Raw genomic sequence first — 22,186 nt, forward strand, 5'->3', positions numbered from 1 at the left:
CGGCGCTAACCAAATTTCAACCTGGAAACCCTAACCCTGTGATCAGGTTATTCACTTCAGCGTGGACTTGGCAGAATGCCGGATGCTTTGAAAACGGGCAAACCGTGGCTTGATCACAAGACTGGGCGCATGAAGCCGCGCGACATGTTTCCGATCTTCGGTCGGTTTCTCATTGGGCTGATCGCGAGCGTTGGACCAGTATTCGCCAGTCCGGACACATCAAATACTGCCAATATGTGCGATCTTGCAGCAAGCAAGGCTGCGGACGATTGGAACGTTCCTCTCGATGTTCTGCGCGCGATTTCCCGCACGGAAACTGGCCGCGCGATCGGTGGAAAATTGCAACCCTGGCCGTGGACCGTAAACATGGAGGGACACGGGGAATGGTTCGGTGCCGAAGATGAGGCACGCGCCTACGTGTTCCAACATTTCAAACGGGGTGCACGCAGTTTTGACGTCGGTTGCTTTCAGATAAACTACAAGTGGCATGGTGCCGCGTTCCGATCGATCGACGAGATGTTTGATCCTATCCTGAACGCGAACTACGCGGCACGCTTCCTGCGCGATCTTTATCAAGAATTCGGTGACTGGACATCGGCAGCCGGTGCCTTCCATTCGAGGACAAGAACCCACGCGGAGAATTATTCCGCCCGGTTCGAAGAAATCAGGAACACAATGACCGCTTTTGACCAAACGGTTGGTTTGGACGTTCGAAACCCATCTGATCGGCCAGAACGCCAGAGATCTGACCCGTTCTCCAGTTCCGCGCGAGCGCCCCTCATTCGGGGCGGAACAGGGCGCATGGGCTCTCTGGTTCCGTCTCGGAAGTCGGGCTCGGCGAGCCTCCAAGCAATAATCGCGATGAACTCAAGCAGATGACCATGCCGAAAATCAGAGTGAGCGATCTTTTCAGTCCGACAATTCTGCTCGCGTTGGCACTCATGGCCGTCATCGTCATGATGATCCTGCCGGTTCCGGCTTGGGTTCTCGATGTCGGGCTTGCCGCATCGTTCGGTCTGGCGATCTTGATCTTCACGGTGACCCTTTTCATCGAGCGTCCGCTGGATTTTTCAGCCTTTCCCACGATCCTGCTCGCGTCGCTGATGCTGCGGCTCTCCCTGAACATTTCGTCGACCAAGTTGATCATCGGACAGGGGCACACGGGTCCGAATGCCGCCGGCGACGTGATCGAAGGGTTCGCCCAGTTCGTCATGGGCGGAAGCGTGTTCCTCGGCCTGGTGGTCTTTGGCGTTCTGCTGATCGTGAACTTCATGGTCATCACCAAGGGCGCGGCACGAATGGCTGAAGTCGGAGCCAGGTTCGCCCTCGATGGGATGCCAGGCAAGCAACTCGCCATCGACAGCGACATGTCCGCCGGCGCGATCGACCACCAGCAGGCGAAAGAACGCCGCGAGTTGGAGCAGCAGGAGACCACGTTTTTCGGCTCACTGGACGGTGCGTCGAAATTCGTGAAAGGCGATGCGATCGCAGGCCTTCTGATTACGCTTCTCAACCTGGTGATGGGTTTGATCATGGGCGTTGTCGTCCACCAGATGCCTATCGGCTCCGCATTCGAAGTCTACGCCATTCTCACCGTTGGTGACGGGTTGGTGACACAAATCCCCGCCGTCATCATCTCGATTGCGACGGCGTTGCTGCTTGCACGCGGCGGAACCCGCGGCGCCACGGATCTCGCGCTTTTCGATCAGCTCGGACGGCACCCGGCCGCGCTGGCGACGGTAGCGATACTAATGGGCCTTTTCGCCCTGGTGCCCGGACTACCGTTCCTGCCATTCATCATCGGGGGTACCGTTCTGGGCGGCGCGGCCTACATGATGAGGAAGCGAGCCAAGACCAAGTCGGAACAAATCGAAACGGACGAGGTCGAGGTGACGACCCGCAAACCGCTCGGCGATGTGCTTGACCTCGATGATGTGCACCTGGAATTCGCGCCGGATCTCGTCAGCATGATTCTCGACGCAGGCACCGGACTCGACACGAGAATTGCGAATATGCGTACACATGTCGCCTCTGTGTTCGGACTCATCCTGCCCGACATCCGACTCACGGATCAGCCGGAATTGCAGATCGGCACGTATGTCATCCGCGTCCAGGGTGTCGAACAGGCCCGTGGAACGCTGCACCCTGACCTAGTTCTGGCGTTGATGCCCGATGATCACGAAGCGCTGCCCTCGGGAACCGATGTGACCGAACCGGTCTATGGGGCCCCCGCGAGGTGGATCGCGACCAAGGACCAGGAATCCGCCGTGCTGATCGGAGCAACGATCGTGACGCCGCCGGAGATCCTCGCCACACACCTGCTGGAGATCATCAAACAGAATTTCGCCCGCCTGTTGACGCTCAAGTCCCTTCGCCGCCTGCTGGCGGAAATGACACAGTTGTCCGACCCAAGGCGTGCGGAAGCGAACCGCAAACTGCTGGATGAACTTATCCCTGACAAGGTTCCGATAGATACCCTGCACAGCGTCCTGCGCCTGCTTCTGGAAGAGCGGGTTTCGATCCGCAACCTGCCGCTGATCCTCGAAGCCATCGCCGAAGCGCGCCTCGTGACGACCCAGCCCGAAGGCATCTGCGAACAGGTGCGCCAGCGCATGGGATTTCAGCTCGTGTCCGAGCTCAAGCGGGAGGACGGGAGCATTCCGCTGGTTCAACTCGCACCCGAATGGGAGGACACCTTCCAAGCCTATCAGGTGGAATCCACGCAAGGGGCGTTCGACATCGCCTTGCCGCCCGATCTGTTCAACCGTCTCGCCGACGGCATGACCGACCGCCTGAACCAGACATCTCAGCAGGGAATTTTCCCCGCGATCGTGACCTCAACCCGGCGCAGACGCTTCCTGCGCACCATCCTGCGCGCGCGAGGCGTGACGAATCCCGTGCTGTCTTTTGAGGAAATCGGACTGGAAGCACGTCCCGCACTGGTCGGCATGGTCGCCGCGTGATCTCTGTCCCCAATGACCTTCTGACGCTGCTGTCCACCGGCTTGTGGCACAGCATCACAGTGTTCATTCGGGTGTCTGCGCTGGTCTCCGTCATGCCGGCTTTCGGAGAACGAACCGTTCCGATGCGGATCAAGCTGGTCATTGCGATCGCTTTCACTCTGATCATCGCCCCGGCGATACAACCGGTCGATTTGTCCCTCGCGCAACAACATCTCTCGCGAGTGGCGGTAACGGAGGCGATCGTCGGGCTCGCGCTCGGGATCGGGATCAGGCTGTTCGTTTTGGCGCTCCAGACGGCTGGCTCGATCGCCGCCCAATCGACCTCCCTGTCGCAGATCCTCGGTGGCGCTGCCGTGGAACCAATCCCCGCGATGGGATATGTTCTCGTGGTCGGAGGCCTCGCGCTCGCCGTCATGACCGGCCTCCATGTCCATGCGGCGGAGCTCTTGATACGCTCCTATCAGCTGTTTCCGGTCGGCGAATTCCCATTCGCCGCGGACTTGTCCGCCTGGGGGATCGGGCGGGTATCGAACGCCTTCGCACTGGCATTCATGCTCGCAGCGCCCTTCGTGATCACGTCCGTCCTCTACAATCTGACGCTCGGCGTGATCAACCGGGCGATGCCGCAGTTGATGGTCGCCTTCGTCGGCGCACCGGTGATCACCCTGGGCGGAATCTTCATCCTGTTCCTTTGCGCCCCGATCATGCTCGCCGTCTGGTCGGAGGCACTGGCGAACTTCTTCCAGGCCCCGATGGATTCTGGCAGATGAGCGGCGCACCCGACGACGATACCGAGAAGTCCCACGAAGCGACTCCGCAGAAGCTCCAGAAAGCGCGCGAGAAAGGCGAGGTCGCGAAATCGACCGATCTGTCAGTGGCCGCAGCCTATGCCGGTCTCGTGCTGGCTGCCGTGGCGGTCGGCGCGCAATCGCTGAGCACCCTCGGCACCACGCTGATGGTTCTGATCGATCGATCGGATACGTTGTCGAACCTCGTTCTCACCGGCCCAGCCACCGCCCCGATCGGAGGGTTGCTTGCCGCGATCGCCTCGCCTCTGGCTCCGTGGTTCCTCGTTCCCGCCGTCGCCGTTCTCCTGTCGATCCTTGCACAACGCGCCTTCGTCGTCGCGCCGACCAAGATCGCTCCGAAACTGTCGCGGATCTCGATCATCTCGAACGCCAAGAACAAGTTCGGCCGATCAGGGCTGTTCGAGTTCGCCAAGAGCTTCACCAAGCTCGTTCTCTACTCGATCTGCCTGGGCCTGTTCCTGCAGCTTCGCTTGCCCGAGATCATTGCGACCACGGGTTCCAGCCCGCAGATGGCCGTGTCGCAGCTGGTGCGCCTCTGTGTCGAGTTCATGTTCCTCGTACTGCTGATCTCCATCACCATCGGTGGGATCGACGCGATCTGGCAGCACAAGGAACATCTGAGAAAGAACATGATGTCGCACAAGGAAGTGATGGACGAGGCCAAGGAGGCCGAAGGCGACCCGCACATGAAAAACCAGCGGCGGCAGCGTGGGCAGGAGATCGCAATGAACAGGATGATGGCCGATGTACCCACGGCAGACGTGGTCATCGTCAATCCGACTCACTATGCTGTCGCGTTGAAATGGAGCCGGGCCCCCGGTGCAGCACCGATCTGTGTGGCCAAGGGTGTGGATGAAGTCGCCGCCTCGATCCGGGAATGCGCGACACTTGCGGGCGTGCCGATCCATCGCGATCCTCCGACAGCGCGCGCCCTGCACGCGACCGTCGAGCTTGGGCAGGAAATCCCCGAAGCCCAGTTCCGCGCCGTCGCCGCGGCGATCCGTTTCGCGGAACGGATGCGCCAGCGCGCCAAGGAGAGAGGACAATGACACAGGACAAACTCGCCCGGATGGCAGACGTGACCAAGGCGATCTACATGACAGAGTTTCAGAAGGTCCAAGGCTTGCTCGAAGAAGAGGCCCGGCTGCGCAAGGAACTGGCGCGCCTTCGTGCGCAATCCGAGCAGGGTCGCGAGACCTTGCAGACCGATCCTTCGATGCAGGCTGTCGGTGCTGATCTTCTATGGCAGTCCTGGCTGAACAGGACGCAGCGACAGCTGAACATGGATCTTGCCCGCGTCATGGCAAGAAAGCTTACGGCGATGGACCGCGTTCGTCGTGCCTTTGGAAAGCAGTCGGCCGTTCAATCCATGCTTGAAACACGCGACAGGGAGCGGCGGGAAAAGGCCCGGAAGAAAGCCTTGGAAACGCTTCTGAACCGCCACGTCTGACATGGGTCGGCCGCGCCCTGCGAAAGCCCGCCGCGACTGCGACCGGCGCGTCGAAGCGTCAACTCCTATCAGGTGTCCTGGCGGGAAATGTCCGTGATCAGCACATTCTCGACCTCGGAGCCAAGTTCGCGACGCGCGACGTCGCGCAGCGACCTGCGCAACACGTCGAGCATTTCAGCGTCCGTGAAGGAGCCGTTGAATCCTCCCATGTTCGCGTGGTCGAACAGCACTTGCAGAAACGAGTCGCGCAATTTCGGTTCACGGTTGAAGACGGCATCGTTCATCGGCACCCGCGTCTCGAGGCTCAGCGACAGAACCACGAGAGACGCGACCCGTTCATCACGAATGATCGGGATCACGAACTGGTTGTTCAGCTTTACGAATTCGGTCACCGATTTCTCACCGTCAGCCCCCTCATCCACAGCGGCGTGATCGTCGTCGGGTTTTTCCTCGTGGCTCCCGGCCTCTTCCGGCGGCTCCTTCGGCGCCAGAAGAAGTCCGGACCCCACGCCGCCGCCGACACCGACGAGCAGCATCACAACGGGAAGAAGTTTCGCCAGCATTGCAGGCTCCTCTAGAACGGCAGAACTGTGTCGAGAATCTGCTGACCATAGCGCGGCTGCTGCACGTCGGTGATCTGGCCGCGCCCACCGTAGGACACGCGCGCCGAGGCGATCTTGTCATAGGTGACCTCGTTCTTGCGCGAAATGTCCTCCGGCCGCACGTAGCCGGTGACCAGCAACTCCCGGAGCTCGAAGTTGACGCGCAACTCCTGGGATCCGGCGATGGCGAGCACGCCATTGGGAAGAACGTCGACGATCGTGGCGGCGACCCGAAGGGTCAGCTTTTCCTTGCGTTTGACCGACCCCTTGCCGGTGGTCTTGCTCGTGGAGTCGAGCTCGACCGCCTCGGCCATCGAGGCCCCGTCCGGCAGGCTATCGTCCAACCTCTGCGGCAGGCCGAACAGGTCACCCATGCCGAGACTTTCAGAACCCGAGCGCGAGCGCGCCGTATCGTTGCTGATCTCGGCCTTCTCGTCGATCTCGATGACGACGGTCATGATATCCCCCTTCGTCATGGCGCGCCGATCTCCCAGCAACGATTGCCGCTCGCCGCTCCACAACGAGGCCTGATCGACCGTACGCTGTGGCTGGGTGCGCAGCGGCAGGCCGGGCATCAGCATCGCCACATGTTCGGATGTTTCCGTATTCGGCGTGAAGGACGGCGGTTTGCCGAGATGGTCTAGGCGACCGCAGGCACTGACGGCGACGAGACCGCCGAGAAGCAGGAAGGGAAACGGATGGACTCGTGGCATCATTGAACCTCTATGGAGCCGTCGCTCTGGATGCGACCTGAAACGGTTGTGCGCGACGACAGGTTCATCGCGCGGATGATTTCGCCTTCCGACCCCCGGCCAAGCGCGCGGCCTTCGGTGGCGATTCTCAGACCGCCCTTCAGGAACACCAGCGTCACGAGGTCGTTTCGGCTGACGATCGCGGGAGGCCCGACATCTCCGGGCCGAACCGGTCGTCCGGCGTATAGTGCAACCCTGGCTTCCTGACCGACAATGTCGCGCACATCCGACAAGGCGCCCTCGATCTCGACATCCTTCGGCACGAGATCGTCGGCGGACACGATCTCCTTGGCGCGAATGGTTCGCACCGGCACGAGGATGTCGGCCGTCAGCTCGGGAGCGGTCAGCAGACATGCGGCGAAAATCAGGTATCTGCCTGTCATCGGATCTGCGTCGTCGCGCCCATCATCTGGTCGGCGGCCGAGATCACCTTGGCGTTCATCTCATAACCCCGCTGCGCCTCGATCAGCTCGGTCACCTCGCGCACGGCGTCGACCGAACTGGCTTCGAGATAGCCCTGCCGCAGGGTTCCGAGACCATCTTCGCCGGGCGTGGAGACCAGCGCGGGCCCCGAGGCCTCGGTCTCCTGGAACAGGTTGCTGCCGATCGCCTCGAGCCCCTTGGCGTTGGTGAAACCGGCGACCGAGAACTGGCCCAGAAGCTGGCCTTCGGCACTGTCGGAGAAATAGGCATAGACCTCGCCCGCCGCATTGATCGAAATGCTGTTGGCATCGGTCGGAATCACGATCTCGGGTGCCACGGTGTGCCCGTCCGACGTGACGATCAGCCCTTCGGCCGAGCGTTTCAGGCTGCCGTCGCGCGTGTAGGCGGACTGGCCGGAGGGCAGCGTCACCTCGAGATACCCCTTGCCCTCGATCGCGATGTCGAGATCGTTGCCGGTTTCCTCCAGCGCGCCTTGCGCGAGGTGGATGGTCACGGCACTCGGCCGCACGCCAAGCCCCAGCTGGACACCCGTCGGCAGAACCGTCCCGTCCGAAGCGTTCACCGTGCCCGCCCGCGACACCTGCTGATAGTGCAGGTCGGCGAATTCGGCCCGGCGGGCGTTGTAGCCGGTGGTGTTCATGTTGGCCAGGTTGTTCGAGATCGTCTCGACGCGCAGCTGCTGCGCGCTCATCCCGGTGGCTGCAATCTTCAAGGCTCGCATGAGGGGTCTCCTGTGCGGGTGTTACTTCATCAGGGTCTTGGCGGCGTTCCGGATGCGCTGGTCTTCGGTCTCGAGAAAGCTCTGACCCATCTCATAGGCGCGCTGGATGTCGATCATGCGGGCGATCTGCAGGATCGGATTGACGTTCGACCCTTCAACGAAGCCCTGAAGAACGCGTGCGTCCTCGGCCGGTTCGAACCCGTCATCGGCCCGGAACATGACCCCGTCCTCGCGCACCATGGCGAGCGGATCGGTCGGGCGAACAAGACCGATTTGCCCGAGCAGCCGTCCATCGACGCTGAGCGTTCCGTCGGATGACACACTGATATCCGCTGCATCGGGTGGAACGAAGACCGGCGCACCGCCGGCATCAAGCACGCGATACCCGTCCGGCGTGACCAGGTCACCATCGGCATTTGTGGCGAAACTGCCCGCGCGGGTCAGACGCTCGCCGCGCGGCGTTTCGACCAGAAAGAACCCGTCGCCCTCGATCGCGAAATCCATGTTGCCGTTGGTCTGGGTCAGGCTGCCCTGCTCCATCGAGGTGTTGCGCACGCGGGCCTGGCTCATCGACAGCGAGGACTGGTCCGGCGCGGATCGAACGAACTCCGAGAAGATCAGCCCCTCCTGCCGATAACCGGTGGTCGCCGCGTTGGCGATGTTGTTGGCGACGATGCGCATTTCGCGCATCAGGCCCGACTGGCGGGAAAGGGTCACGTATCCGGCGGCTTCCATCAGGAACCTCCAACGATCAGGGGAATGATATGGCCATCGAAGAACGACAGCAGGGATTGGGTCATGAAGCCCATGGACAGCCAGAACACGATGACGATGGCGGCCAGCTTCGGCACGAAGGTCAGGGTCATTTCCTGAATCGAGGTGAGCGCCTGAAACAGACCGATCACAAGGCCGGTCACCAGCGCCACGGTCAGAATCGGAATCGAGACCGTGACCGCAACCCAGAGCCCCGCCCGCAGCGTGTCATAGAAGACGCCTTCGGTCAGCATGGTCAGACCGGCATCCGCAGGATTTCCTGGTAGGCCTCGACCACCTTGTTGCGCACGGTGATCGCGGTCTCGACCGCCAGTTCGGTCTGCGCCAGGGCCTGCACCAGGGCGTGCGGATCGGCATCGCCGGTCATCGCGGCCATGGCGGTGTTCTCGCTGTGCTGCAGGGTGGCGGCGAAATCCTGGAAGGCCGACTTGATCTGCGCGCCCGCACCGCCGCCATCGGGGTCGGTCTGGGTTGCGGGTCGGGCCGCCGCGTAATTCTGAACCGCGGAAAGACTGCGAACATCCATTCTGGATCTCCTTGTTATTTGCGTAGCAGGTCCATCAGGCTCGAGGACATCTGCCTCGCCTGGTCGAACATCTTGAGGTTGGCTTCGTAGCTGCGTTGCGCTTCGCGCGCGTCGGCGATCTCGATCATCAGGTCGACGTTCGAGCCTTCGTAGTGCCCGGTGTCGTCGGCCAGAGGGTGGGAGGGGTCGTAGATCCGGTCGAGATCGCTCCGGTCGAGCTGAACCCGACCGACCGAAACCTCGCGCGAGGCGTCAAGCCCGCGCGCTGCCTCGAAGGACACCGATTTGCGGCGATAGCCCGGCGTATCGGCGTTCGAGATATTCTCGGACACGTGGCGCAACCGTTGCGCCTGGGCTTTCAGCGCGCTCGCGGACACGGCGAGGGAGTTTGAAAAATCGCTCATCTCATGCGCCCTCAGGTCCGACCGAGACTGGTGCGCAGGATGTTCAGCGACGACTTGTAGATCGCGATCGCCCGGTCGTGCTGCCGCTTCGTCTCGACGCCCTTCAGGATTTCCAGTTCGACGGAAACCGAGTTCCCGTTCGGATCGGTCTGCGCATCCGTAGTGAAGCTCTGCCACCCGCCGGCCCCGGCCGCACCATCCAGGTGGCCGGCGCGGCTGGCGCGCATTCCGCTCGTCCGGTCGCCTTGGACCACGTCGGCGAAAGCGGTTATGTCCTGCGCCTTGTAACCCGGCGTATCGGCGTTCGCGATATTCTGCGAGACGACCGCCTGCCGGTGTCCTGCATGTGTTGCCATGGCGTGCGCCACGTTAAAGACGTTCAATCCTTGGAACATCGGGGCTTCTCCCTCGATCGATTTCAATCAAGGCTTAACCCCGATTCGTTTAGAAACAGTTGTCAGCGAACAAAAGGAGATCGCAGGGCATGACGGCTGATTTCAGAACGCTGGCGCAAGAGATCGCGACCGCCCGGCTGGCCCGGCCGATGGGGCGCGTGGTCGGTATACAGGGGGGCGCGGTACAGATATCCGGCCTCGCGGACAGCGCCCATATCGGCGACCACCTGATCCTCAAGCGCGATCCCGGCACGCCGCTCAAGGGCGAGGTTCTGCAGATCGAGCGCGATATCGTGCACATGTTGCCCGATTCCGCCCCGGATGGTGTCGCGATCGGCGACCGGGCGGTTCTGCTCGAAATCGAAGGATTCGCCGCCGGGGACCACTGGATCGGCCGCGTGATCGACCCTTATGGCCGGCCGCTCGACGGCCAGCCCCTGATGCGTGGTGGTGTATCGCGCGACCTCATGTCGGCTCCACCCCCGGCCGTGGCACGCCGCCCGCTCGGAACGCGGGTGGAAACCGGCCTGTCGGTGCTCAACACGGTGCTGCCCATCGTCGAGGGGCAGCGCGTCGGCCTGTTCGCCGGTTCGGGTGTCGGCAAGTCCCGCCTGCTGGCCGATCTCGCGCGCAACATGCAGGCCGACGTCGTGGTCATCGCGCTGATCGGCGAGCGGGGCCGCGAGGTCAACGATTTCGTCGACCGCGTTCTGGGACCGGAGGGCATGAAACGGGCCGTCGTCGTCGCCGCGACCTCGGACCAGTCCGCCCTGACACGGCGTCGCTGCGCCTGGGCGGCGATGACCGTCGCCGAGCATTTCCGCGACCAGGGCCGCAACGTGCTCTTTCTGGCGGACTCTGTCACACGGTTTGCCGAGGCGCATCGCGAGATTGCCGTGTCCAGTGGCGAAGCGCCAGCCCTGCGCGGCTTCCCGCCCTCGGTCACGCCCCTGATCACCGCGCTCTGCGAACGGGCCGGTCCCGGAACCGCGGGGCAGGGCTTCATCACCGCCGTGTTCAGCGTGCTGGTCGCCGGCTCGGACATGGACGAGCCGATCGCCGACATCCTGCGCGGGGTGCTCGACGGACATATCGTGCTGGACCGGTCGATCGCGGAACGCGGACGATTCCCCGCGATCGACGTGGGCCGCTCGGTCTCCCGCTCACTCCCGGATGCCGCCAGCGACGCCGAGAACGAACTGATCCTGTCGGTGCGCAAGATGCTCGGCGCCTACGAGCAATCCGCGGTCATGATCACGGCCGGGCTCTATGCCGAAGGCGCCGATCCGGTGCTGGACCAGGCGGTCAAGCTCTGGCCCGAGCTTGACGCCTTCTTCGCCAAGCCCGATCCCTCGGGCATCCGCAACAGCTTTGACAGGCTGGGCCTCATCCTGCGGCGGGCACAGGCTCCGGCGAGCCTGCGCGCCAGGTAGCGTTCCGGATCAGAACCAGTCAGCGGCCATGTCAAAGGCGCTCTGGTCGTTGTCCATCAGGATTTCGGCCCAATGCTCCGTGCGCACCAGTTCACGCCGATAGAAGTAGCGGGCGGCCTGATGCTTGCCGCGCAGGAAATCGCTGTCGCCGTCCCGCGCCGCGACACTTCGCGCCGCTTCGGTGATCCGCAGCCACATCCAGCCCATGACCACGTGGCCGAAACAGTCCAGATAGAGGGTCGCGTTGGCCAGACCCCGCTCCGGATCAGACTGGACAGCCTGCGCGAGATGCGCCGTCACGCGCGCCAGACGCTCGAGCGCCTGACCAAGCGGTGCCGCAAGCTCCGAGTCCGCGGCCGCCTCGATATCTGCGCGAATCACCGCGGACAGTTCCCGCAGTCCGGCGCCGCCATCGATCAGAACCTTGCGCCCCAACAGGTCCAATCCCTGGATCCCGTGGGTGCCCTCGTGAATCGGGTTCAGCCGGTTGTCGCGGTAATAGCGCTCGACCGGATAGTCCCGCGTGTATCCCGCACCGCCCAGCACCTGGATGGCGTGTTTGTTGGCCTCCAGACAAAACTCGGAAGGCCAGGACTTGGCGATCGGCGTCAACAGCCCCAGCACCGCCGCGGCCGAGGCATCCCCAGCGCGCTCGCGGTCCACCAGTGTCGCGCAGAGCAGCGCCAGCGCCAGCGCCGGTTCGACACTGGCCTTTTGCGCCAGAAGCAGGCGGCGCACATCGGCATGATCGACGATCGGCACCTGCGCCGTGGTCGGGTCCTTCGCCCCCGGCGCGCGGCCCTGCGGCCGCTCGCGCGCATAGGCGAGCGAGGATTGATAGCCCGCCTGCCCCAGCGCCGTCGCGCCCATCCCGACGCCGATCCGCGCCTCGTTCATCATCTGGAACATATAGCCCAGCCCCCTGTGCGGCTCGCCCAGCAACTCGCCCACGCAATCGCCCGCATCGCCGAAATTCAGCGCGCAGTTCGTCGTCGCACGGTATCCCATCTTGTGGTTCAACCCGGCCAGCGTCACGTCGTTGCTGCTGCCGTCCTCGCGTTTCTTCGGCACGATGAACAGCGAGATTCCCTTCACGCCCGGAGGCCCGCCGGGGATCTTGGCCAGCACCAGGTGGACGATGTTTTCGCTCAGCTCGTGATCGCCACCCGAGATCCACATCTTGCGACCGCTGATCCGGTACCGGCCATCCTCCATCGGCTCGGCGCGCGTGGTGATGTCCGACAGCGACGACCCCGCCTGCGGCTCGCTCAGACACATGGTGCCGAAGAACCGCCCTTCGACCATCGGCGCCAGGTAGCGCCGCTTCTGTTCCTCGGTGCCGAAACTCTGGATCAACCGGCCCGCGCCTACGGTCAGAAGGCCATAGCCCGCAAGCGACACGTTGGAGGCCGCAAAGATGAACGCCGCCGCCTGGTGCACCGTTTCGGGCAGGCCCATCCCGCCATGCGCGGGGTCGAACCCGGCCGCAATGAACCCGGCCTGAACGAAAGCATCGACCGCCGGCTTGACCGGCGCGGGCAGCACCGCGCGCTTGTCGACGAAGCGCGGCTCCTCCTCGTCGATCTGGCGCCCCACCGGCAGGAAGTAATCCGTGGCGATCTGGTCCGCGGTGTCGAGAATTCCTTCCACCGCCTCACGGTCGAGATCTTCCGAAGCGATCACCTCGTCCAGCCGGGCGACCTCCCACAGCTGGAACAGCAGATCCTGTCGGTCATACGCGCGCATCCGGGCCTCCTTCAAAGGTTTCGGAGAGTGTAGCCCGCTGTCCCGCCTCGGGGCCAGTTGTCGCCGTTCGTGACGCTGCGGCAGTTGAGTTTGCCCGGCAAAGCGCCTATCTCGGCCCAATCGCACGCGGCGCATCCAAAGGACGACACATTGGCCAATCATCTCTATCAGAACGATCTGCCCGACGGGCTGGACCTCGGGCCTGTGGTCGCCATCGACTGCGAAACCATGGGACTGAATCCGCATCGCGACCGGCTCTGCGTGATCCAGATGTCCGGCGGCGACGGCGAGGCGCATGTGGTCCAGGTGGAAAAGGGCCAGCGCAGCGCCCCCAACATCACCGCGATGCTGGAAAATCCCGACGTGCTGAAGCTGTTTCACTTCGGCCGGTTCGACATCGCCGTGATGTACCACGCTTTCGGCGCACTGGCCGCGCCGGTCTATTGCACCAAGATCGCCAGCCGCCTCGTGCGCACCTATACCGACCGGCACGGGCTCAAGAACCTGACCCAGGAACTGATCGGCGTCGACATCAGCAAGCAGCAGCAGATGAGCGATTGGGGCGCCGAGACGCTCACCGACGCACAGATCGACTATGCCGCCTCCGACGTGCTCTACCTGCACAGGTTACGCGACGAACTCGACGCGCGGCTGAAGCGCGAAGGACGCACCGATATCGCGCAGTCCTGTTTCGATTTCCTTCCCACCCGGGCGCGGCTCGACCTCGCCGGCTGGCCGGAAACCGACATCTTCGCGCATTCATGACCAGCAGCTTCCAGAACACGGGCCGCCGGGTCGTCGGCATCGAGGCCCACGCGCTCACCCTGCTCGAACAGAGCCTCGACGACAGCTTCGACCGCGCGGTCGAACTTCTGCTCAATGCGACCGGCCGGGTGATCGTCAGCGGCATGGGCAAATCCGGCCACATCGCGCGCAAGATGGCCGCGACCTTCGCCAGCACCGGCACGCCCGCGCATTTCGTGCACCCGGCCGAGGCCAGCCACGGCGATCTCGGGATGATGGCGCAGGGCGACGTGGTCCTGGTCCTGTCCAACTCGGGCGAGACGCCGGAACTGGCCGACCTGGTCGCCTATACCCGTCGGTTCGGAATCCCGCTGATCGGCGTCGCCGCGCGGGCGGAATCGACCCTGCTGCGGCAGTCGGACGTGGCGCTTCTCCTGCCCCGCGCCGAGGAAGCCTGCGGCACCGGCATCGTGCCAACCACTTCGACCACGATGACCCTGGCGCTTGGCGACGCGTTGGCCGTGGCGCTGATGGAACACCGCGCATTCACCCCCGAAAACTTCCGCGAGTTCCACCCCGGCGGCAAGCTGGGCGCGCGCTTGTCCAAGGTGCGCGATCTCATGCACACCGGGGATGCGTTGCCGCTGGTCGACGCAGATACGCCAATGTCCGACACGTTGATCGAAATCAGTCAGAAAGGGTTCGGCGTGGCAGGCGTTCGCGACAGCGACGGAAACCTTGCCGGAATCATCACGGACGGTGATTTGCGGCGCAAGATGGACGGGCTTCTGTCCAACGACGCCGGAGCCGTCATGACGCCTGGCCCCCGCACTATCGGACCGGACGCTCTGGCCGAAGAGGCGGTAGCCCTGATGACCATGCCCACGCCAAGGATCACCTGCCTCTTCGTGGTCGACCCGGACGGGCCGGCCAAACCGCTCGGTCTGCTGCATATCCACGACTGCCTGCGGGCCGGTCTGGGCTGATCAGGGCGCGGCGTGGACCGGTATTCCCGCACCGTCGCCTTTCTCAAGGTGCTGCTGCCGTTGCTGGCGCTGGCGATCCTCGCGACCGTGTTCCTTCTGTCGCGCACCGACGGGCCGAACGCGAACATCCCCTTCGCCGAAGGTGACATCACCGAACGGGTGCGCGATCAGCGGATCACCCGCCCGTTCTTTTCCGGCGTCACCGACAAGGGCGAGGAGATCACCGTCGACGCCGATGCCGCCCGTCCGGGCACCGCAGACAGGCCCGGCGGCGCCGACAACATCCGGGCCACGATCAAGATGACCGGCGGCACGAGCATACTGCTGGAATCCGACTCCGGCGCGATCGACCCGACCGGTGATGTCGTGATGCTGACAGGCGACGTCCGGATCACCAGCTCGACCGGACTGCACGTGCAGACCGAGGCGCTGAACGCCGCGCTCAGCGGCGTGCGCGCCGACACACCGGGCCGCGTCACCGGCACCGGGCCGATGGGCCGTTTCACCGCGGGACGGATGGAGATCGGCGCAAAAAGCGATGAGGAGGATGTGCACATGCTTTTCAAGGACGGCGTCAACCTGATATACGAACCCCAAAAGTTGAAAGACAATTAGTGTTCCGGATTGCCGTTCTCGTTTTTCTCGTGGTCCTCTGGCCGGGTGTCGCTGCGGCGCAGGGCACTCAGGTTGCGTTCGGCGCGATCAAGGCAGACCCGACGCTGCCCGTCGAAGTCACCTCCGACACGCTCGACGTGAACCAGACCGACGGCTCGGCCGTGTTCAAGGGTAACGTCCTGATCGGACAGGGTGAAATGCGCATGTCCGCGCAACGTGTGCTGGTGATCTACAACCAGGAGCGCGGCGGCATCCAGCGCCTGCAGGCCACCGGCGACGTGGTGCTGGTCAGCGGCCCGGACGCGGCCGAGGCGGACCGCGCCGACTACAGCATCGACACCGGCGTGATCGTGATGACGGGCGACGTGCTGCTGACCCAGGGCCGCAACGCGCTCACCTCCGACGAGATGACGGTCAACCTGACCACCGGCACCGCCAATATGGTGGGCCGCGTCAAGACAATCCTGCAGCCGGACGAAGACAATTGAGCGGCCCCGACCTCAGCGTCACCGAGGGCTCTCCGGGCCTCAGGATCGAGCGCCTGCGCAAGTCCTATCGCAAACGCCTGGTGATCCGCGACGTGTCGATGTCGCTCGACCGCAGCGAGGTCGTCGCCCTGCTCGGCCCGAACGGATCGGGCAAGACCACGACCTTCTACGCGATCGCCGGGTTGGTGTTTCCCGAGGCCGGAAAGGTCACGATCGACGGGCAGAACGCCACCGCGCTGCCGATGTATCGCCGGGCGCGCATGGGCATCGGCTACCTGCCGCAGGAGATGTCGATCTTCCGCGGCCTGAGTGTCGAGGACAACATCTCGGCCGTGCTCGACATCTCGCAGAGCGACCACCACAAGCGGCGCGAACGACTCGAGGAACTGCTGTCGGATTTCTCGATCGAGCACCTCCGCCGGGCGCCGGCGCTGGCGTTGTCGGGTGGTGAGCGCCGCCGCGTCGAAATCGCCCGCTGCCTCGCCGCCGATCCGAAATACCTGCTGCTCGACGAACCCTTCGCCGGTGTCGACCCGATCTCGGTCGGCGATATCCGCCATCTCGTCGCCGACCTCAAGAAGCGCGGAATCGGCGTGCTGATCACCGATCACAACGTCCGCGAAACGCTGGAAATCGTCGATCGCGCCTATATCCTGCACGACGGTCAGGTGCTGATGTCGGGCACCCCCGCGGACGTGGTCGAGAACGAGAACGTGCGCCGCGTCTACCTCGGCGAGAACTTCCGAATCTCCTGAAATCGAACCGGAAATCGCGCCCTAAGCGCGGGTTTTGATTGACTCTTACCCTGTCTGTCGCCTCAAATGGAGCCATGGCAAATGATCTGTCTGATGTGGTCTTGCGTCCGGTCGTCGATGAAGGCAAAGGCCGGTTTCATCGGGCGGATCGGCCAACCCCTCTCATCCGGTCCTGACCCGCGCCCGCAACACGCGCGCAGCCCGTTCGGATGATTAAAGCGAAGGAGACCATATGCGTTATCAAATCAGCGGAAAACAGATCGATATCGGCGAAGCGCTGCAAACGCACGTCAAGACCGAACTCAGCGACGTCGTCCAGAAATATGCGGAACGTCCGACCGATGCGAACGTGATCTTTTCCCGCTCGGCCAGCGAATACGCCTGCGAGGCAACCATCCACCTGTCGACCGGTCTCACCGCCAATGCGCGCGCGCAGGCGCACGAGATCTATGCCGCCTTCGAGAAATGCGCCGACAAGCTGGAGAAGCAGCTGCGCCGCTACAAGCGCCGTCTCAAGGACCATCACAAGGACCGCTCCGAACCGGTTGAACTCTTCGGCGCGTCTTCCTACATCCTGGCATCGGAAGAAGTCGGAGAGGATGCCGAGCCGGACTCGCTGCAGCCCATCATCGTCGCCGAGATGGAAACCAAGATTCCCTCGCTGTCGGTGGGCGAGGCCGTGATGCAGATGGAACTGGCCGGCGCGCCGGTGCTGGTCTTCCGCAACGAGGCCAAACAGGGTCTGAACGTCGTGTACCGACGCGAAGACGGCAACATTGGGTGGATTGACCCCTAGGCGTCGATGAATTACCCCGCGCCCGACACCAGCGACTAGTGGAGATTTCACGATATGGACCTGTCCGCCATTCTCAAGCCCGAGGCCGTCAAGGTGTTCTCGGCCGCGTCGAGCAAGAAACGGCTGTTCCAGGAAATCGGTGACGTCGCCCACTCTGCCTATGGCCTGTCCGCCTCGGATACGGTCGAGGCGCTGCTGGAACGCGAAAGCCTTGGCCCCACGGGTGTGGGCCATGGTGTCGCGCTGCCCCATGCCCGGCTCGAGGAAATCGACAAGGTCGTCGGGGCCTTCGTGATGCTGGAAAAGCCGATCGACTTCGGCGCCGTCGACCGCCAGCCGGTCGATATCGCCTTCGCGCTCTTCGCGCCCAACGATGCCGGTGTCGATCATCTCAAGGCGCTCGCGCTGGTCTCCCGCACCCTGCGCGAACCCGCGCTCTGCGCCAAGCTGCGCGCCAATCTCGACCCCGGCACGCTCTACGCCCTGCTGACCGAGTCGCAGTCGGTTCAGGCCGCCTGACCCGGGCGCCACGGCCCGAATCCGAACATGACATAGTCGCGCTGGTAGACATCGGACACCAGCTCTTCCATCTTTTCGTCGTAGATGTCCGCCAGGATTTCGGCGCCCGCGGGCGCGATCCGCGCCAGCGGCGTGGCCGGGTCGCGCCCCGCGCTCTCGGCCAGGATCGGCAGCATGTGCGCCAGCTCCTCCTCGCGCAGCACGAAATCGGGCGGCGTCACGGCGGCGAACCCGCCCAGCACCGCGGATTGCGTCGCCCAGGCGCCATCGGTCCGGATCGCCGTCTGCCCGGCCAGGTTGGATCGCACGAACGCCAGGAACACCTCGAACGCCTGGCGATGCCGGGCCATGTCTCCCTCCGCCCGCAGGTCGCCATCCGGCAGTTTCAGGCCGAACTGGCGGCGCAACGTCTCGCGCACGCGCAGGAACGCGCCGGAACCGGTCGACAGGATCCGCTCGCAGAACACATGATGAGCCCGCGCGACCGGGTGCCGGACCACGGTAAAGCCGCGATGGCCCGGATGCGCCCGCATCCATTGCCTCAGCTGTTTCTGGGTCATGCCCGCGTGCAGCTCCTGCCGCGTCACCCCGTCCAGCGCCGCCAGCCAGTCCGCAATCTCGTCCTCGGCGCCGCCCTTGATCGGCATGTGGAACAGCCCGGCCTCCGCCGCGGCGACGTATGTCGGCACCGCGGGTCCCCGGCGCGGCTCGAACTCGGGCGTACGCGACAGATCGAACCGGTCGAGCCCGGCAATCGCCGGGCCGATCGCCTCGGGATTTGACACCTTGTCGGCCACCGCTCCCGGGTTCTGTGGCTTCAGCACCCGGTCGATGCGGTCGAGTCGACCTTCCACACCCAGCCAGTGCGCCAGCCCGTTCAGGACCTCGACGCTCTGCAGATCGTCATACCCGATATGGAACGCGGTCTGCCCACTGACCTGCAGTGCCGACTGGATCTGCTGCTGAAACGATTGCGCCGCTTCCAGGTGCCGTTCGAATTCGCCCGCATCGAAATCCACACGGGCCGCCTTGCGCCGCTTGATGTCGGTCAGCTTCCATTGGCCGGTCTCGCGCGCGATCTTCCACGAGATGTAGCTGTCCAGCGGGTTGCGGGTCAGTACGATCTTGGCGCAGCGCGGATCGCGCAACACCAGGGCCATCGCCCGCTGGTCGTGATCGTGAAACAGTCGGAACCCACCAAGCCCACCGGGCGCGTGGCGGATCGCCTCGATCAACCGGTGCGGATCGGCGTCGCGCGCGTCGCGGTCGATCCCCAGCAGCTCCGATTGCTTGGGGTAGCCGACGAAATGCGGGTTGAAGATCTCGCCGTGACAGCACAGCCCGTCGATGGCATTCAGATTCGCCTCGAGGAAATTCGACCCGGTGCGCATCCCGGCCAGGACGACAAAGCAGTCAAACCGGTCGGTCATCTGAGGCCGTTCGCACGAGATATGGTTTGCTCGGGCGTTCGAATCCGCCGTCGATGTGCGGATCGACCGGGAAATCGCCCATCAGGTGCGGATGCATGCCCTGGTTCTTCAGCTTCTGCAGGAACTCGGCGAACCCCGTCAGGTCGACGAGGCTCGGTGCCTCGCGCAGCCGTTGCGGGCTGGATTGGCCGATCATGTCGACGATCTCGCGCAGCGGCTCCGACGGGACATGGATGAACTCCGCCATGCTCCAGACGCGCACCTGCGCCTTGGCATCGACCGCCCGCAGCGCCTTCAGATGGTCGCTCTCGATCTTCTGCAACCGGGCCGCCTCCCGCCGGATCTCAGGGAACGTCCGGTTCGACCGGAACAGCGGCACCGCCCAGGCTCCCGAGACCACCGCGATGCGCGCGTTGCCGTCCTGCGCGAGCAGCGGCCCCAGGCGCGGATCGTCCGCCGGCCCGTACTGAAAGCACTGCCGCGTTCCGCGCGTGTTCCAGATCAGGCTGCTCAGAAAGGCCTCGGGCGCGTAATCCCGCTTGGCCGCGCTGTCGCAAAGCCCGCCCTCGATCACCCGCAGCCCATCGGCGAACGCGACCCGGTCCGGCGCGAACAGATGCCCGTGCACCCGCGCGCCGGTCTGCGCGGCGAGCCAGCTGTCGAAATCGGTGAACAGCTCGGCCAGGCCCTGCAGCACGAAATAGGGCGCCGCGGTCCGCGCGCTGTCCCAGGCCGGGTCGGGCCTCCGGCTCTGCATGAACAGCCCGGGCCGGCCCCGGGTTCGCCGCTCGACGGCGCGCGCAAAGACCCGGTCGATCTTGCCCGGGTTCGGCTCCCTGCGGCAGGCCGGCTCTCCGCCGTCCTTAAGGAAGGCACGATAGAGCCCGTCCGCTTGCGGCCAGATCTTGCGCGCGACGAAACAATCCGACCGGCGCAGCAGTTCGAGGTGATCGTCGTAGAACACATGCGGCTTGCCCTGAAAATCGAACTTCGACAACGTCAGCGACCGGCTTTCGATCTGCCGTCCGTGGCGCCGCACGAGGGTCTGGAAATAGCTTTCGTCAGGAATCCACACCCTTCGGAAAAACCGTTCATGCGCCGCCCGGTCCGGCGACCCAAGGATCGCCGTCAGGGTCTGGCGGGTCAGGCACCACCACTGGCTTCCCATATGCGGCACCAGACCCTCGGGAAAGCGGCGGCGCAACCGCAGCAGCCGTTGCATCCGCACATAGGCGTCGAACAGGCGACGCTGGCGTTTCCACGCAAAGGGGAACCGCAGGGTGAACCGCTCCTCGTTCAGCCCGCCGACAGGCCAGGCCACGTCCGCCGTCGTGGCGCTTTCGATGAAGTCCGTCCGGGGCCGCGCACCGAGATAGGCCACCAGTTCCCGCACCGGGCGAAGCGGCAGGCAGGCACCCGAGGCGAGATAGACATGTTGAACATCGGGAAAGCTTTCCAGCAGCATCTCGGCGGCCGCCTGCGACGCACCGACAAGGCTCCAGGTGCCCCACTCGCAATGACGGCGGGCGCAGAACCGTACCAGCGGATCATCCGCCAGCGCGGTGCGGAACGCGGCGTGGCAGGTGGGCGGCACGTTGGAATCCACATGCAGCACGACGGGGCATCCCGCCGCCGTCCAGTGCCGGACGACCTGTTCGGCGCGTCCCAACGCCTCGTGCACCAGCATCGCCACCCCGACGGTCACGCCCAGTTCCCCTTGGACATCAGGCCCAGGATCTCGAGCTGCCGCCAGTTGACGTATTTTTCGCTGAACTCGCACCACATCGAGGTCTCGACCGCATCGCCGCCGGCATAGGCCCGGTATTCCACCGAGGTGTCGTAATGCTGCCCGCGGTTCAACTCCTCGTCGGTCTTGATCGCGAAATCGTCCAGGAACTTGGCATGCAGCAGCGCGCCGCTGGCCTTCTCGCCGCCGCGCACGTCATAGACCTGGTTGAGCCCGCGCGGCAGCAGCATGTGGGTCGAGCTGACATAGGCATAGCGCCGGTGCCACTTGACCAGCGGAATCTTGTTCAGCGCCGGGGCCTTCTCGGGCTGGTCGGCGAAATAGACCCGGCTGCGCGGCCCGCCCTGAATCCACAGGTTGCCGTATTCCGGGTTCCTGATCTGGGTATAGTTGCCACTGTCGAACCACGCCGCGATCTCGAACGGGTTGCGCCCGGCGGCATAGGGTTTCTCGCCAACCGCGCCCTTGGGATACATGTCCAGCAGCATGGCCCCGAAACTGCGGATCGCGCAGCAGTCAAGCCAGTCGGTCAGCGCCCGGATCGGACGGGTATCGCAGAACGGATAGACCAGGAACTCGTCCGGATCGACGACCAGCGTCCAGTGGCCATGCCCGTAGCGCCGTTGCAGCCCGGTGATCCAGTCCAGCCCGTAGCGCGCCGCCCGATAGCTGTCTGTCGTGTGCCACAGCGACACGTCCGGCTGCTCGGCAAGCAACTCGCGGGTGCCGTCGTCGCTGTCATTGTCGACGAAAAGGAAATGATCGATGCCGAGGTCCCGGTAATACTGCAGGAAGAACGGCAGCCGCACCTTTTCGTTGCGCAGCGTGCAGAACAGCAGCACGTCCTGCGGCCTGATCCTCTCGGTGCGATCCCGCACTGCCCGAAGCTCCCGGCGTTTCCAGGCCGCGCGGAACAGGCGGCGTTTCCGCCGCAGCCGCATTCGGTAGGACTCCCACAGGCTCACCTTCGTTCAGGCCCTCTCTCAAGCAACGCCGTCCTTGCAGAAGGCCCGGCCCGCCGGCACCGGCCGCGTCGAGTCCGCCGTCACGACTACAGTCTGGAACTCATAAAATTTAGAAAGCGTTA

General features: G+C 64.2%; 26 protein-coding genes. 13 read left to right on the forward strand and 13 right to left on the reverse strand.

Annotated elements, in window-relative coordinates; translation table 11 throughout:
- Nucleotides 1–75: 75 nt before the first annotated feature.
- The 5 genes from JF290_RS10180 to JF290_RS10200 all read left to right on the forward strand — a co-directional run bounded on the left by JF290_RS10180 (nucleotide 76) and on the right by JF290_RS10200 (nucleotide 5,222).
- Complete coding sequence (locus JF290_RS10180) at nucleotides 76–879, forward strand: transglycosylase SLT domain-containing protein (RefSeq protein WP_425503951.1); 804 nt, start codon at nucleotides 76–78, stop codon at nucleotides 877–879.
- A gap of 62 nt (nucleotides 880–941) precedes the next feature.
- A complete protein-coding gene (gene flhA / locus JF290_RS10185) occupies nucleotides 942–2,963 on the forward strand; it encodes a flagellar biosynthesis protein FlhA (RefSeq protein ID WP_425503954.1) in 2,022 nt (673 codons plus the stop codon).
- Nucleotides 2,960–3,733, forward strand: a complete 774-nt coding sequence (locus JF290_RS10190; protein WP_199024770.1) for a flagellar biosynthetic protein FliR — start codon at nucleotides 2,960–2,962, stop codon at nucleotides 3,731–3,733. The genes flhA and JF290_RS10190 overlap by 4 nt, the downstream gene beginning before the upstream one ends.
- On the forward strand, nucleotides 3,730–4,821 hold the full coding sequence (gene flhB / locus JF290_RS10195) for a flagellar type III secretion system protein FlhB (protein WP_199024771.1): 1,092 nt from the start codon (nucleotides 3,730–3,732) through the stop codon (nucleotides 4,819–4,821). The genes JF290_RS10190 and flhB overlap by 4 nt, the downstream gene beginning before the upstream one ends.
- Complete coding sequence (locus JF290_RS10200) at nucleotides 4,818–5,222, forward strand: hypothetical protein (RefSeq protein ID WP_199024772.1); 405 nt, start codon at nucleotides 4,818–4,820, stop codon at nucleotides 5,220–5,222. The genes flhB and JF290_RS10200 overlap by 4 nt, the downstream gene beginning before the upstream one ends.
- A 68-nt stretch (nucleotides 5,223–5,290) precedes the next feature.
- Here JF290_RS10200 and JF290_RS10205 read toward each other — a convergent pair whose 3' ends face one another.
- From JF290_RS10205 to JF290_RS10245, 9 genes are read right to left on the reverse strand one after another with little or no spacing between them, the layout of a single operon-like run.
- Complete coding sequence (locus tag JF290_RS10205) at nucleotides 5,291–5,785, reverse strand: flagellar basal body-associated FliL family protein (protein WP_199024773.1); 495 nt, start codon at nucleotides 5,783–5,785, stop codon at nucleotides 5,291–5,293.
- Between the two features lie 11 nt (nucleotides 5,786–5,796).
- Nucleotides 5,797–6,537 (reverse strand): flagellar basal body L-ring protein FlgH, encoded by a 741-nt coding sequence (gene flgH / locus JF290_RS10210; RefSeq protein WP_199024774.1) that lies wholly within the window; start codon nucleotides 6,535–6,537, stop codon nucleotides 5,797–5,799.
- Nucleotides 6,537–6,959 carry a flagellar basal body P-ring formation chaperone FlgA gene (gene flgA / locus JF290_RS10215; protein WP_199024775.1) on the reverse strand — a complete coding sequence of 141 codons (423 nt, stop codon included), beginning with the start codon at nucleotides 6,957–6,959 and terminating at the stop codon, nucleotides 6,537–6,539. Before flgA ends, flgH begins: the two co-directional genes overlap by 1 nt.
- Nucleotides 6,956–7,741, reverse strand: coding sequence for a flagellar basal-body rod protein FlgG (gene flgG / locus JF290_RS10220; RefSeq protein ID WP_199024776.1), 786 nt, complete (start codon nucleotides 7,739–7,741; stop codon nucleotides 6,956–6,958). The genes flgA and flgG overlap by 4 nt, the downstream gene beginning before the upstream one ends.
- 21 nt (nucleotides 7,742–7,762) lie before the next feature.
- On the reverse strand, nucleotides 7,763–8,476 hold the full coding sequence (locus JF290_RS10225) for a flagellar hook-basal body complex protein (protein WP_199024777.1): 714 nt from the start codon (nucleotides 8,474–8,476) through the stop codon (nucleotides 7,763–7,765).
- On the reverse strand, nucleotides 8,476–8,748 hold the full coding sequence (locus JF290_RS10230; RefSeq protein ID WP_199024778.1) for a flagellar biosynthetic protein FliQ: 273 nt from the start codon (nucleotides 8,746–8,748) through the stop codon (nucleotides 8,476–8,478). The genes JF290_RS10225 and JF290_RS10230 overlap by 1 nt, the downstream gene beginning before the upstream one ends.
- Before the next feature lie 2 nt (nucleotides 8,749–8,750).
- On the reverse strand, nucleotides 8,751–9,041 hold the full coding sequence (gene fliE, locus JF290_RS10235) for a flagellar hook-basal body complex protein FliE (RefSeq protein WP_199024779.1): 291 nt from the start codon (nucleotides 9,039–9,041) through the stop codon (nucleotides 8,751–8,753).
- 14 nt (nucleotides 9,042–9,055) lie between these two features.
- Nucleotides 9,056–9,445, reverse strand: coding sequence for a flagellar basal body rod protein FlgC (flgC, locus tag JF290_RS10240; protein WP_199024780.1), 390 nt, complete (start codon nucleotides 9,443–9,445; stop codon nucleotides 9,056–9,058).
- 11 nt (nucleotides 9,446–9,456) lie between these two features.
- Nucleotides 9,457–9,840 carry a FlgB family protein gene (locus JF290_RS10245; RefSeq protein ID WP_199024781.1) on the reverse strand — a complete coding sequence of 128 codons (384 nt, stop codon included), beginning with the start codon at nucleotides 9,838–9,840 and terminating at the stop codon, nucleotides 9,457–9,459.
- An 89-nt stretch (nucleotides 9,841–9,929) separates the two neighbouring features.
- Between JF290_RS10245 and JF290_RS10250 the strand changes: the two genes are divergently transcribed.
- Entirely contained in the window at nucleotides 9,930–11,273 is a 1,344-nt protein-coding gene (locus JF290_RS10250) for a FliI/YscN family ATPase (RefSeq protein WP_199024782.1), read from the forward strand.
- A gap of 9 nt (nucleotides 11,274–11,282) precedes the next feature.
- Here the strand turns inward: JF290_RS10250 and JF290_RS10255 are convergent, their stop codons facing one another.
- A complete protein-coding gene (locus tag JF290_RS10255; RefSeq protein ID WP_199024783.1) occupies nucleotides 11,283–13,019 on the reverse strand; it encodes an acyl-CoA dehydrogenase family protein in 1,737 nt (578 codons plus the stop codon).
- A gap of 150 nt (nucleotides 13,020–13,169) precedes the next feature.
- On the opposite strand from JF290_RS10255, the gene JF290_RS10260 reads away from it, so the two are divergent.
- The 7 genes from JF290_RS10260 (at nucleotide 13,170) to JF290_RS10290 (ending at nucleotide 17,922) form a co-directional block, all read left to right on the forward strand.
- Nucleotides 13,170–13,784 carry a ribonuclease D gene (locus JF290_RS10260; protein ID WP_199024784.1) on the forward strand — a complete coding sequence of 205 codons (615 nt, stop codon included), beginning with the start codon at nucleotides 13,170–13,172 and terminating at the stop codon, nucleotides 13,782–13,784.
- On the forward strand, nucleotides 13,781–14,749 hold the full coding sequence (locus tag JF290_RS10265) for a KpsF/GutQ family sugar-phosphate isomerase (protein WP_199024785.1): 969 nt from the start codon (nucleotides 13,781–13,783) through the stop codon (nucleotides 14,747–14,749). The genes JF290_RS10260 and JF290_RS10265 overlap by 4 nt, the downstream gene beginning before the upstream one ends.
- A gap of 12 nt (nucleotides 14,750–14,761) precedes the next feature.
- Nucleotides 14,762–15,364, forward strand: coding sequence for an LPS export ABC transporter periplasmic protein LptC (gene lptC, locus JF290_RS10270; RefSeq protein WP_199024786.1), 603 nt, complete (start codon nucleotides 14,762–14,764; stop codon nucleotides 15,362–15,364).
- Complete coding sequence (locus JF290_RS10275) at nucleotides 15,364–15,852, forward strand: LptA/OstA family protein (RefSeq protein WP_199024787.1); 489 nt, start codon at nucleotides 15,364–15,366, stop codon at nucleotides 15,850–15,852. Before lptC ends, JF290_RS10275 begins: the two co-directional genes overlap by 1 nt.
- Nucleotides 15,849–16,607: an LPS export ABC transporter ATP-binding protein gene (gene lptB / locus JF290_RS10280; protein ID WP_199024788.1), complete on the forward strand. Its 759-nt coding sequence runs from the start codon at nucleotides 15,849–15,851 to the stop codon at nucleotides 16,605–16,607. Before JF290_RS10275 ends, lptB begins: the two co-directional genes overlap by 4 nt.
- 232 nt (nucleotides 16,608–16,839) lie before the next feature.
- Entirely contained in the window at nucleotides 16,840–17,403 is a 564-nt protein-coding gene (hpf, locus tag JF290_RS10285; RefSeq protein WP_199024789.1) for a ribosome hibernation-promoting factor, HPF/YfiA family, read from the forward strand.
- A 54-nt stretch (nucleotides 17,404–17,457) separates the two neighbouring features.
- Entirely contained in the window at nucleotides 17,458–17,922 is a 465-nt protein-coding gene (locus JF290_RS10290) for a PTS sugar transporter subunit IIA (RefSeq protein WP_199024790.1), read from the forward strand.
- Here the strand turns inward: JF290_RS10290 and JF290_RS10295 are convergent.
- Genes JF290_RS10295 through JF290_RS10305 form a run of 3 tightly spaced genes read right to left on the reverse strand, consistent with a single transcriptional unit; the run spans nucleotide 17,910 to nucleotide 22,040 of the window.
- Nucleotides 17,910–19,352, reverse strand: coding sequence for a nodulation protein NodH (locus tag JF290_RS10295; RefSeq protein ID WP_199024791.1), 1,443 nt, complete (start codon nucleotides 19,350–19,352; stop codon nucleotides 17,910–17,912). The genes JF290_RS10290 and JF290_RS10295 overlap by 13 nt on opposite strands.
- Nucleotides 19,336–21,039 carry a DUF5927 domain-containing protein gene (locus JF290_RS10300; RefSeq protein ID WP_199024903.1) on the reverse strand — a complete coding sequence of 568 codons (1,704 nt, stop codon included), beginning with the start codon at nucleotides 21,037–21,039 and terminating at the stop codon, nucleotides 19,336–19,338. Before JF290_RS10300 ends, JF290_RS10295 begins: the two co-directional genes overlap by 17 nt.
- A gap of 14 nt (nucleotides 21,040–21,053) precedes the next feature.
- Nucleotides 21,054–22,040, reverse strand: coding sequence for a glycosyltransferase family 2 protein (locus JF290_RS10305; protein WP_199024904.1), 987 nt, complete (start codon nucleotides 22,038–22,040; stop codon nucleotides 21,054–21,056).
- Nucleotides 22,041–22,186: the final 146 nt, after the last annotated feature.

The sequence above is a fragment of the Sedimentitalea arenosa genome, assembly GCF_016428585.1.
Lineage (GTDB): Bacteria > Pseudomonadota > Alphaproteobacteria > Rhodobacterales > Rhodobacteraceae > Sedimentitalea > Sedimentitalea arenosa.

Coding starts and splice junctions, on each gene's coding strand:
- JF290_RS10180 (WP_425503951.1), top strand. CDS start 76: ATGCCGGATGCTTTGAAAACGGGCAAACCGTGGCTTGATCACAAGACT.
- flhA (WP_425503954.1), top strand. CDS start 942: ATGGCCGTCATCGTCATGATGATCCTGCCGGTTCCGGCTTGGGTTCTC.
- flhB (WP_199024771.1), top strand. CDS start 3,730: ATGAGCGGCGCACCCGACGACGATACCGAGAAGTCCCACGAAGCGACT.
- JF290_RS10200 (WP_199024772.1), top strand. CDS start 4,818: ATGACACAGGACAAACTCGCCCGGATGGCAGACGTGACCAAGGCGATC.
- JF290_RS10205 (WP_199024773.1), bottom strand. CDS start 5,785: ATGCTGGCGAAACTTCTTCCCGTTGTGATGCTGCTCGTCGGTGTCGGC.
- flgH (WP_199024774.1), bottom strand. CDS start 6,537: ATGCCACGAGTCCATCCGTTTCCCTTCCTGCTTCTCGGCGGTCTCGTC.
- flgA (WP_199024775.1), bottom strand. CDS start 6,959: ATGACAGGCAGATACCTGATTTTCGCCGCATGTCTGCTGACCGCTCCC.
- flgG (WP_199024776.1), bottom strand. CDS start 7,741: ATGCGAGCCTTGAAGATTGCAGCCACCGGGATGAGCGCGCAGCAGCTG.
- JF290_RS10225 (WP_199024777.1), bottom strand. CDS start 8,476: ATGGAAGCCGCCGGATACGTGACCCTTTCCCGCCAGTCGGGCCTGATG.
- JF290_RS10230 (WP_199024778.1), bottom strand. CDS start 8,748: ATGCTGACCGAAGGCGTCTTCTATGACACGCTGCGGGCGGGGCTCTGG.
- fliE (WP_199024779.1), bottom strand. CDS start 9,041: ATGGATGTTCGCAGTCTTTCCGCGGTTCAGAATTACGCGGCGGCCCGA.
- flgC (WP_199024780.1), bottom strand. CDS start 9,445: ATGAGCGATTTTTCAAACTCCCTCGCCGTGTCCGCGAGCGCGCTGAAA.
- JF290_RS10245 (WP_199024781.1), bottom strand. CDS start 9,840: ATGTTCCAAGGATTGAACGTCTTTAACGTGGCGCACGCCATGGCAACA.
- JF290_RS10250 (WP_199024782.1), top strand. CDS start 9,930: ATGACGGCTGATTTCAGAACGCTGGCGCAAGAGATCGCGACCGCCCGG.
- JF290_RS10255 (WP_199024783.1), bottom strand. CDS start 13,019: ATGCGCGCGTATGACCGACAGGATCTGCTGTTCCAGCTGTGGGAGGTC.
- JF290_RS10265 (WP_199024785.1), top strand. CDS start 13,781: ATGACCAGCAGCTTCCAGAACACGGGCCGCCGGGTCGTCGGCATCGAG.
- hpf (WP_199024789.1), top strand. CDS start 16,840: ATGCGTTATCAAATCAGCGGAAAACAGATCGATATCGGCGAAGCGCTG.
- JF290_RS10290 (WP_199024790.1), top strand. CDS start 17,458: ATGGACCTGTCCGCCATTCTCAAGCCCGAGGCCGTCAAGGTGTTCTCG.
- JF290_RS10295 (WP_199024791.1), bottom strand. CDS start 19,352: ATGACCGACCGGTTTGACTGCTTTGTCGTCCTGGCCGGGATGCGCACC.
- JF290_RS10300 (WP_199024903.1), bottom strand. CDS start 21,039: ATGCTGGTGCACGAGGCGTTGGGACGCGCCGAACAGGTCGTCCGGCAC.
- JF290_RS10305 (WP_199024904.1), bottom strand. CDS start 22,040: ATGCGGCTGCGGCGGAAACGCCGCCTGTTCCGCGCGGCCTGGAAACGC.